Genomic DNA, 12,132 nt, shown 5'->3' on the forward strand with positions numbered 1-12,132 from the left:
AAAAATTTTATTTATCTAATTCAACTTATTTTTAAAATCCTTTGGTAATCTTTATATATTATGTTTATTAATATATTATCAATTAAACTTTAAATTTAATCAAGTAAAATTTATAAAATAATTTGTTTTATTTTCTTAGTTGTATTAGTAGAGTCATCAATAAAGGAGGTTTTTAGTATAATAATCAGTAAAAAATTCATTTTGGTCTTAATTTTCTCTGTTTTATTTTTGATTAGTCCGATTTATGGAGAATCTTTAGATAGTACTGATAGCCATTCTGAAATTGATAATGGATTTAATAATTATGCTGTTAACGATGTTCAAATTACTGATACTGATTCTATTAATTCTGATTCTCCTTCTGATTCTTCTATTGGTAATTCTAATTCTAATAATATTAATTCTAATAATAGTTATAATAATTATAATAATAATTCTACAGCTACTAAATCATCAGCTAAGGTTGAAAAATCTGGTGTAAGTACTTTTGCTTCAAAAGTGTTTATAATTACTGATGATAATTATTCTCAATATTTTAGTTTGTTTACTGGTAAATTACTTTCTAATTCTGGTATTAGTCCTGGAGATACTATTAAAATCGGAAATGTTTCTAATAAAGCTTTTATTATTGATATTCCTTTGACTTTAACTAGTACTGGCGCTGATGTTCAAATAACTAATGGTGTTATTCATTTGGTTGCAGGTAGTGATGGTTCTACTATTAGTAATCTTAAGATATTTAATGATAAGACTGATATTGTGTATCAAGGTGTTTATGTTGTTCGTTTACATGGTATTTGGTTGACTAATACTAATAATAACCTCATTGTTAATAATTCTGTTCAAGTTGCCGATGCTTTAAAAGTTTTTGCTATGCCTATGGGTTGGTCTTCTAATAATACTATTATTTATAATAGGCTGATTAGTACTTGGAGTACTTGTATGCCTATGGGCCAGTCCCATAATAATAATATTTCTTATAATTATTTGCAGACTACTGCTGCAAATATAATTTATTATAATCCTTATGGTCATGCCGATTATGGTGGTCCTGCTGATTGTTATAATAACTCTATTACTAACAATTACTTGTATGCAATTTATGCAAGTGATACTACTATTGGAATGCAATTGGTATATGCTCAGCATCAAAACACTCAGATAATTAACAATACTTTGGTTAATCAATTTTATGGAATAAGTTTGTATGGTATAAATTCAACTGTTGTTGGTAATACTTTAATTAATATGAGTGTTTATGCAATAATCGTTACTTCTTCTAATTTACTTTTAGAAAATAATACTGTTATAGCTACTGATTCTTATGGTGGTGGAATATATGTTGGTGGTGATGGTTATAATGAGAATATTACTGTAGTTAATAATAAAGTAACTATTACTAATGGTTGTTATAATGGAATTATTGTTTCTGGAGATAATGTTTTTGTTAAAAATAATATTATTAATCTTTATAACTTTGGTGTTGGAATTAATATTAGGGGAAATTATGCTCAGATTTTGAATAATATTATCAATACTAAAGTTGATCCAGGAATTAGTTTAGGTACTTCTAATGCATTAATTTTAGGTAATTCTATAAGGTCTGGGTCTTATGGTATTTATTTTAAAACAAATAACATCAAGTTTTATTTTACTAGTATTATTAATAATACTATTATTAGTAATGATTATGGTATTTTTTTACAGGGAACAATTTATAATACTACTATAGTTGGTAATAAAATCAGTACTAATGCATCTGTTGGTATTTTTAAAGATACTACTGATTCTTATGGGGACAATATGTCTGATAATGAGGTTAATGATATTATTGAGGATTCAACAGGTATTGTTATTAGAGATAGTAATTTTTATAATTATTTTGATAAAGATGGTTACTTTAAGTTAGGTATTCTTGATGAATCTTTAGTTTTGATTTTAACTCATTTAACAAATAAGAAGATTTATGTTGATTATAAGATGACTCTTTTAAGTAATGGTTTAGCTAACCTTTTAACAAATGTTACTATTATTGTGACTTCTGAAGGTGCTGGTTCTGTTATTCGTGATTTAAATTTTTATAATACTAATGTTGCAGCTATTATTTTAGAAAATTATGTTGAGTCTATTATTTTAAAAAATAATAATATTACTATAATTTCTGATAATAATTATACTGGATCTGTTATTGGAATTAAGATTGGTCAATCTGAGAATATTCTTGTTGAAGCTAATAATATTTATATTTCAAGTAAAAAAGGCTTTGTTTATGGTATTTCAGTTACTGATTCTACTTATGTATTTTCAAAATACATTAATATAACTCAAAACAGTATTATTCTTGTTGGAGATAATTTAGTTGAGGGTGTTTATACTGATTCAATGAGTAATAGTGAAATTTCTAATAATTTGATAAATTTATGGGGTAATGGTTTTGGTTATGGTGTAGCTACTGCTTATATGAAGGGAAATGTGAATAACATAACCATTAAAAATAATATTATTGTTGTTAATGTTAAGAAGATGGCTTATTTAATTGAATTACATATTAGTTCAAATATTACTATTATTAATAATCTTCTTGAAGGTTTTGGTAGTGGAGTTTATGGTGTAGCTTTGTATAATTCTGATAATGTTTCTATTATCGATAATGAGATTAGAACTACTGGTGGAGATTTAAGTGGAATTGGTGTTAATTATGATGTGTTAGGTAGTGGTAATAGTGCTATTTTCCTTACTTCTAATTCTAACAATACTTTTGTTAAGAATAATATAATTTATACTAATGCAAGATATCAAATAATTATTAATAATACTAATACTGGCGATAGTAATATTAATAATACTAATTGTACTAATAATACTAAAATTGATCTAAATAATATTTTTTCTCAAAATTATTTTGTCATTGATGATGTTAATGTTATTAATTATTTTACTAGTAATGGCGAATTTATAAAAGCTAATTCAGTCCAAGCTAATGATACTTTATTATTCAATAATTTAAGTTCCAAGCATTATAATTTGATTTTCAATATTCCACTAAATATTAGTTTTTATAAGGTTAATACTATTGATGCTACATTTATTTTTAAATCCGGTTCTGCAGGTTCTAATGTAACTGGATTATTATTTAATCTTACTGATAATTCTGCGATTATTTTATCTGATGTTTATAATATCACTATTCATTCTAATAGTATATTTATTAACAATGTTCTTGAAAAAAATCTCACAGGTATTATCATTGCTCATAATAGTTATGATAATCGGATAATTAATAATGCTATTACATTGAAAGGTAAAAATTCATTGACTGGTATTAGTGTTTCTAATTTTTATGAGAACCGTTTTGGTAGAAGCCCTTACTCTAATCTTATTGATAGTAATCTATTGTTTATTAATTCTGAGAATGTTGCTATGGGTATTTATGTTTCTATGGCAACTGATACAAAGATTTTTAACAATGATATTTATTTATATGCTAAAAATTGTGTTTATGCTGTTGAAATAGTTTCTAATGGTTCTTTTGCACCTTATCCTACTACTGTTTGGTCTAATAATACAAAAATTATTAATAATACATTTTATGGTTTAGGATACAATATTTTCTTAATTAAGTCATATCAATCTTATAATACATATATTGCAAACAATAGTCTTTTGGCAGATGGAAACAGGTCTTTTGCTTATATAGGTTATAATACTTCTGGAGATAAGATTGAATATAATGATATTGTTGTGAATGGTTCTGGAGCTAATAATAATATTAATGATCCTAATAGTAATACTAATAATGGGTCTAATGGTAGTTTTGAAAGTTGGGTTAATGTAGCTCAAGCTGGTGTTTATTATTCTAATTCTCATAATAATCTGATTCGTGAAAATAATATTACTTCAAATTATTTAAAGGGTGGAGATTATGCAGTTTATGTTGATGATAATAATGTAGTTTCTGGTGATTCTGATAGTTCTGGTTCTGATAGCTCTAATGGTTCTGGTTCTACTGGTATTATTTATCTCATAGTTTCTGGTAATTATCTTGTAAGTAACAATGGTCTTTTTATAGCTAATGATGCTATTTATGGATCAAATGTTTTAAGTGAAAATAATACTCCTCATTATGTTTATGTTTCAACTAATGGTAGTGATGTTACTGGTGATGGCAGTATAGATAATCCATTTAAGACAATTTCTCATGCTATTTCTCAATCATATAATCGAGCAATCATATATCTTCTAAGTGGAACTTATTATGAGAATGATATTTTTGTAAACAAGACAATAACTATTAAAAACAATGGAAATGTCACTTTAAATGGTAAAAAAGGAAAAATATTTATTATAAGTAATATGGGGTATTTGACTATTGTTGGAATTAATTTTTTAAATGCTTCTAGTAATAATGGATCTATTATTTCTAACAATGGTTATGCACATTTAATGAATTGTAATTTTTATAATAATACTGCCATAGACCAGGGTGGAGTAATTTTTAATAAAGGTCGCCTTTTAATTGATAATTGTAATTTTTATAATAATTCTGCTTATCTTGGTGGGGTAATTAGTAATTTTGGAAATATGAGTATAGCTAACTCTAAATTTATTAATAATTCTGCTTGTAGTGGTGGTGTTATTTATAGCTATCATAATTGTACATCAATAATCAGTAACTCTTATTTTGCTTCAAATACTGCTAGAACAGATGGTAATTCTTATCTTTATAATGATAATGAGACCCGATTAGCCCCTGGTCATGGAGGAGTTATTTATAATTTTGGAACTTTATATTCTATAAATTCTACTTATGAATATAATTTAGCTAACAATGGTGGTGTTATAGCTAATTCTGTTTATATTTGGAGAGAATTTAATGATAGTTATTTATACATTCTAAATTCTAGCTTTAAATTTAATAATGTAACTACTAGTGTATATTCTGGTGGTTATGGTGGAGCTCTTTATGGAAATGCTCGTTATTTATTGGTTTATAATTCAGTATTCCATAAAAATGAAGCTAAAACTACAGGTGGAGCTATTAATTTTTCTGTAAATAATGGTTCAATTGAAAGATCTAACTTTACAAATAATACCGCAGAATCTTATGGTGGTGCATTAGCTATTAATGGTAATATTACAATAACTTATTCTATTATTTCTAATAATAGTGCTGGCTATGGTGGTGCTGTTTATTATAATGGCGATTCTAGTTATGGGCATGTTTTAAATCAGTTAAATATTTTTAATTCAACTATTGAGTCTAATTTCGCTATGCATTATGGTGGTGCCTTTTACTTTAATTATGCTAATGTTAATATTAAAGATTCTAATATTTTAGATAATTTTGCTCCAGTTAATTCCGTTATTTATGGGGGTAATAACGGTTTCCTTGATTTTGATAATAATTGGTGGGGTTCTAATTTTGGTCCAAGTGATGATGTTTGGAATCGTGCTAATAAATTTAAAGATTGGTTATTTGAAGATTCTGGATGGGAACTTATAGTTGGTGGAGGTTCTAGTGACTCTAATTCTTCTGGAGGTTCTGGTTCTGGTTCAGGTAATCATATTGGACCTGGTACTGGTTCTGGACTTAGACCTGGTGGTAGTGGTTCAGGTAATGGATGGGGAACAGGCACAGGTTCTGGAATAGGGTCTGGTTCTGGTTCTGGATTAGGTAGTGGTTCAGGTAATGGAATCGGTGATGGGGATGGAACTGGTTCTGGGACAGGTGTTGATTCTAATAATGGAAATGGTAAAGGGTCTAATTCAACAAATAATAATATTTTACCTGGTGTTGGAAGCATTATGAATCCTTCTAGCTCTTCTAGCTCTAATCCTGGTGGTAAATCTGGTGGAGGTTCAGCTGGAGGTCAAGGTGGATCTGGTGAACAATCTATTAAAAATTCTCATGAAATTTTAGAAGATACTATTAATAATATGAAACCAGTTGACTTTGTTTATATAATATTAGCTGTTATTGGGTTCATTGTTTTAGTTATTGTTGGACATAAGTATAATAAAAGAAGTAGGCTTTAAACTTTTGTTTGTTGGATAAATTTTGGTTATATAAGAGATTATAAAGATTACATTTTAAAAGATTATATTTAAGAGATTAGATATTATGAGAAAAAGTTTTTTATTACTGTTAATGTTCATTATTGTTGTATTTTTTTCTATGAATATAGTTAGTGCTTCTGATGATTATATTAATGGGGATAATTTAGATTATAATAATTTAGAGCATAGTGTTAATAGTACTAATACTCTTGATAATATTCTTAATTCTAATGATATTTATGTTAATTTATCAGGAAATGATGTTAGTGGAGATGGTAGTGAGGATAATCCTTATAAAAGTTTGAAGAAAGCTATTAATAGTGCTTCTAATAATTCTAATATTTATATAATGCCTGGTGAATATTTTGGAGAAAATAACACAAAGATGATCATTGATAAAACTATCACTATTTCTGGTATTACTGGTGGTAATGGAAAGATTATATTTAATGGTGAGAGAAAGTATGACTTTTTTGATATTACTCCTAATGGTAAACTAACATTGATTAATATCACTTTTTATCAGGGTAATAATTCTGGCGAAGATTTTATTGCAGGAGCTATTTTCAATAATGGAGAATTAACCATAAAGAATTGTATTTTTGATTTTAATACTGGATTAAGAGGTGGAGCAATCTTAAACAATGGGAAATTAGAGGTTATTGGTTCTACTTTTAAAAATAATAATGGTACAAATTATGGTGGGGGAATAACCAACTTTAATATAGCTAAGGTTATTGATTCTGTGTTTATTGGGAATATTGCTCAATCAGGATCTGCTATTTTCAATGATGGAAATTTAACTATTTTATCATCTAATTTTACTTCTAATAGTATTGCAGGAGTTAATTGGGAGAATAGGGATAATAATATTTTTATGAATTCTTCTAATATTAATTCTGATATTTCTGCTTCAAATCACACAATAAAAATTTTAAATTCTTCATGTGCTAATGTGGGTATTACAGATTCTAATTTGTTTGTTAATGGTTCTACTTTATCTGTTAGTCCTACAAATTCTACTGTTAATATAACTTATTCTGTTATTAGTAGTGGTTCTATTTATCATTATATGAATAATAGTAATATTAGTGCTGAGTATAATTGGTGGTTATCTAATAAAGGTCCTATTGTATATTCTGGAAATAATAATTATTATAATAGTCAAAAATATTGGATTATAGCAGTTTTTGTTTCTGATTATGGAGGGTCTATTCCTAGTAAGAATACTAATGTTACTCTTAAACTGATTTTTAAGTATACTGATGGTGTTAATGTTTGGGATTTACCTGAAGGGATTAATATTCCTTCCCGTTCTCTTTATTTACAAACTGATAATGGTTATTTTACTAATGATTCTGGTTTGATTTCTAAAAATATTTTCACTACTTATTATTTGAATAATAGTGAGGATACTCTTGTTTATGTGGTTGTTGATAATCAACGTTTGAAGTTAGCTGTTGGTAAAGGTTATACTAACCATACTTGGTATGTTTCAAATGATGGGGATGATTCTAATAATGGGTCTCGTGAAAGTCCTTTTAAAACTCTTGCCAAGGCGGTTAGTGTTGCTTTAAATGGTAATACTATTTATATTGCTTCTGGTGATTATTATAATGCTTTTAATTCAAATTTGTTTATTTGGAAGAATTTAACTTTTTCTTCTTATAATGGTCCTGTTACTATCTATCGTCATACTAGTAATAGTATTTTTATTGTTGCTGATTATGGAACTTTAAATCTTAATAATATTACTTTTTCAACCTATAATCTCACATATTCTGTTCTTTTCATTAATTGTTCTGGTAATTTGACTATTAATAATTGTACTTTTAGGAATGCTTCTGGTAATTCTTATTGGGGTAATATTTTATTTTCTGGTTCTTATTTGTTTATTAATAATTCTAATTTTTATGATTTGAGACATTATGTAATAAAGTCTTCTTCTTATGATAGGTATTCTTATGGTTATGTACCATGTACCATTACTATTCTTAATTCTTATTTTAGTGGAATGTCTGGTGCTGTTACCAACAATGAAAATTCTGCTAGAATTCTTTATTTAGTTGCAGATAAGGTTTTAATTGATAATTGTACTTTTGTAAATAATAATGCTACTGGGGCAGTTATTAATTCTAATTATTCTATTGTGAATAATTCTAGATTTGTAAGTAATAGTTTTGGTGCTGTTTCTGGTGCAAGTATTTTTGATAATGGTTATGTTGCAGATAATTCTGTTAATTATTGGAGTGGTTCAATTGTAGGTGCATCTAACATTCTTAATTCTATTTTTGTAAATAATAATATTTCTTGTGCAAATGCTAGATTTATCTATAATTGTTCTTTTATTAATAATAGAAATGCTTTTAATTCTCTTACAGATGATCATGATAGGAATGGTATTATATCAAGTAGTGGTAATTTATCGATTGTTTATTGTGTATTTATTGGTAATAGTGCTGGTTATGGTGGTGCTATATTTAATAGGGGAATTTTAAATGTTTCAAATAGTGTTTTTTTAAATAATACTGCTACTATTTTTGGTTCTGATATTTTTAATTTTAATGGTGTTGCTTACTTAAATAACAATTGGTGGGGTTGGAATGGTGGTCCTACTGATGGCAAAGTCTATAGATTTTTGGGAGATGTTCATTTAGATACATGGGTTATATTGACTCTTAATGTTAATGGTTCTACTTTAATAGCTAGTCTAGATAAAGTTACTGATGCCGTTGGTAATATTCATGATTTAAATGGTACTATTCCAGATCGTGTTGCGGTTTTCAACTCTAGTATGGTACCTATTTCTCCAAAAACTACTAATTTGACTAATAATCATGCTTATGCAAGTGTTCTTTCTGGTTCTGATAGTGATTATATTGTTAATGTTACAGTTGATGGTCAGACTGTTGATTTAACAGTTCATAATAAGAATACTATTATTGAAATGAATGATACTACTTTTTATGGTAAAAATAATCGTTATACTGTGATTTTGAGAAATATTAATGGTTATGATATTTCTAATCAGACTGTTATTTTGAAAATAAAATATAAGAATGGTACTGTTGAGGATTATTACTTAATAACTGATGGGAATGGTAGAGCTAGTATTATTCTTAATAATAGTATTGGTATTTATAATGTTTCTGCTTTCTATGAAGGTGATGGGTATTTCTTTGCTTGTAATTCTAGTGCACTGTTGACAATTTTACCTTCTTCTACTAAGATATTTATTTTAAAAGATCAGTTGTTTTATGGTAAAAATAATGTTTTGCAAATTTCTTTGGAAGATATTTATGGTCGTGCTGTTGTTGGTCAAAAAATCTATTTTAATATAAAATCTGGTAGTAAAACTTACAATTATTATTCTACTACTGATAGTCAAGGTGTTGCAAAAATTATAGCTAATTTACCTAAAGGATCTTATGATGTTAAGGTTTCATTTAATGGTGATGAATGGTTTAATAGTAGTGAAAATCAAGGATCATTTACTATTTTATCTATTGGAACTAAATTAACTTTAAATGTCACTATATTATATGGGAGAGGTGATGTTTATTTTGTGAAATTATTGGATAATAATGGTAATGTAGCTAAAAATGAAACTGTATATATAACTTTAACTCAAGGAAATAAAAATCAAACATTTGCAGTTAAAACTGATAGTAATGGTACTGCAGGACTTATTGTAAACTTACTTCCAGGTACTTATAAAGTTAATGTTGTCTATAAAGGAGATGATTTATATATTGGAACCAACATCAGTGGAACTTTAGTTGTTGAAAAAATAGCTGTTAGGCTGATTGTTGATCCATTAGTCAAATTTAATGTTACTAATAATAGTACTAATAATAAATATTATGCTTTATTGACTGATATGTATGGAAGGGCATTATCTGGTGAATCACTAATTATTAAAATTCAGAAAGATGGATTTTTGGAAGTCTATAATTTAACCACTGATAATGAAGGTTTTATCACTCTTCCACTTGATTTAGCTGAAGGTAATTATATGGTTTTGGTAAATTTTATTGAGAATGAATGGTATTATAATACTAGTACTGCTAGTACTTTAATTGTCTCAAAACCTACTATTAAAATAACAACTAAAATTAGCATCACATTAAAAAACAACACTGTAATCATTTATTTAACTGATATTGATGGAACTCCTTTGATTAATAAAATTATTAGTATTAGATTAATTGGAAATGGATATAATAAAAATTTTAATATTAAAACTAATAACCAGGGAAAAGCTGAAATAAAATTATCTGAATTAAAGTTAAATAGTAATTCAAAGTATACTTTACATTATAATTTTGCTGGAAGTGATTATTATAATTCTAGAGTAGGAGTATTGAATTTTACATATTCAAATTCTTTAAATAATAAAATAAAAACTATTTTAACTGTTAAATCTCCTACAATAATCAAAGGCAAGAAAACTCTTATATCTGCTACCCTTAAAAATTCAAATGGTAAAGCTATAGCTAATAAAAAAATCAAATTAGTAATAAATAAGAAAACATATACTAAGCTTACTAATTCTAAAGGAATGGTTGTTTTTAAGATTTCTGGTCTTAAATCTGGAAAATATAATCTTAAATTGTTTTATGAGGGAGATAAAACTTATCTATCTTCAAAAATATATAAAACTCAAACTGTAAAAAATATTGCTGATTTAGCTATTTCAAAAATTAAAAGATATGGAAATTCTTATAAAATACTTATTAAAAATCAAGGATCTGTTTCTTCTAAAAAAACTAAGATTAAAGTTTTCTATAAAGTTGGAAAAAAAATTAAACAGCGTGTTGCAATAGTTAAAGCTTTAAAACCTGGAAAATATACTATTGTGAATATTAAGTTTTTTAAGTATTCCTATCATAAAAAATACTTAAAAAATGCAATAGTTAATTATAATAAGAATTTTAAAGAATTTAGTTATAATAATAATTTAAAAAAATTTAAAACATAAATATAATTAATAGATTTAAAATATACTATATAAAAAATATACTATATAATATATACTATGTAAGTATTAAATTATACTATATAATTTTTAAATTATATTTAATACTTATTATATACTATATAATTAAAATCATATTTAATAATTATTTTAACATTTGATAAATTACTTTAATTTTATAATATTATAATTTTATAAAATATCATAATTTTGTAGATTATCATTAGTTTATAAAATATTTAATTTTAGAAGATTATAATTTATAAAAGATTATAATCTTTTTAGTAATTTATACTATCAATTATTGGAGATTTATCATTAATTTCCAGTATGTATTTTCCTTTATAATTATTTTTTTTAAATATTTTAATTATACTTTTAAAATCTATCTTTCCTTTTCCTAATCCTAAATGCAGATCTTTATCAAGAAAATTGTCAGATAAGTGTAAGTGTTTAACTGAATCGAAATATAAATCTTTTTCTTTATATCCCATTGTAGAAGCATGGCCTATATCTAAGGTCATATACATATTGATCTCTAATAGCAATTCATTTAATTTTAAAATGTCTTGATGGATTAGCCAATCACTATGGGGCATATTTTCTACAGTGGCCATAACTCCATTATCTTCTCCATATTTTCCACATATCTCTAATGATTCTTTGCATGTAGACAATATTTTATCTTCACAGGGGTAACCTAAAATTGTCATTCCAGAGGGGTGTATTACAACAATGTCACTATCTAACTTGTTAGCTAAATCTATAGATTTTTTTATCTCGTTTATTGAAGCTTTTTGAATAGATTTATTTAAGGAAGCTATATTTAAATCTGTAATTGGTGAATGTATACTATATTTAATATCATAAGAGTTCATCATATCAGCATCGACTGAATCATTCGGATATTCGTTCATTATTTCAACATACTTGATACCTAATTTTTCAGCATATTCTAAACTTTTTTGAAGGCTTTTTTCATAAATTGATGATGATGAAACTCCTATTTTCATTTGGACTACCTTTATTTAATTAAATAATAATTTATTATTTAGACATAATATACATCTTAGTTATTTAACTATTTTAACTATTAA

3 protein-coding genes are annotated in these 12,132 nt (G+C 25.9%); 2 read left to right on the top strand and 1 reads right to left on the bottom strand.

The window, feature by feature from the left end; translation table 11 throughout:
* The first annotated feature begins 228 nt into the window (after positions 1 to 228).
* Positions 229 to 6,036, top strand: coding sequence for a beta strand repeat-containing protein (locus MBBAR_RS02345; RefSeq protein ID WP_143746107.1), 5,808 nt, complete (start codon positions 229 to 231; stop codon positions 6,034 to 6,036).
* Between the two features lie 139 nt (positions 6,037 to 6,175).
* Positions 6,176 to 11,038 carry an Ig-like domain repeat protein gene (locus MBBAR_RS02350; protein WP_158082511.1) on the top strand — a complete coding sequence of 1,621 codons (4,863 nt, stop codon included), beginning with the start codon at positions 6,176 to 6,178 and terminating at the stop codon, positions 11,036 to 11,038.
* Between the two features lie 278 nt (positions 11,039 to 11,316).
* Here MBBAR_RS02350 and MBBAR_RS02355 read toward each other — a convergent pair whose 3' ends face one another.
* The gene (locus MBBAR_RS02355) at positions 11,317 to 12,048 is read right to left on the bottom strand and encodes a sugar phosphate isomerase/epimerase family protein (RefSeq protein ID WP_080459681.1); all 732 of its coding nucleotides are present in this window, start codon (positions 12,046 to 12,048) and stop codon (positions 11,317 to 11,319) included.
* Between the last annotated feature and the right edge of the window lie 84 nt (positions 12,049 to 12,132).

It is taken from the genome of Methanobrevibacter arboriphilus JCM 13429 = DSM 1125 (assembly GCF_002072215.1).
In the GTDB taxonomy this organism is placed as follows: domain Archaea; phylum Methanobacteriota; class Methanobacteria; order Methanobacteriales; family Methanobacteriaceae; genus Methanobinarius; species Methanobinarius arboriphilicus.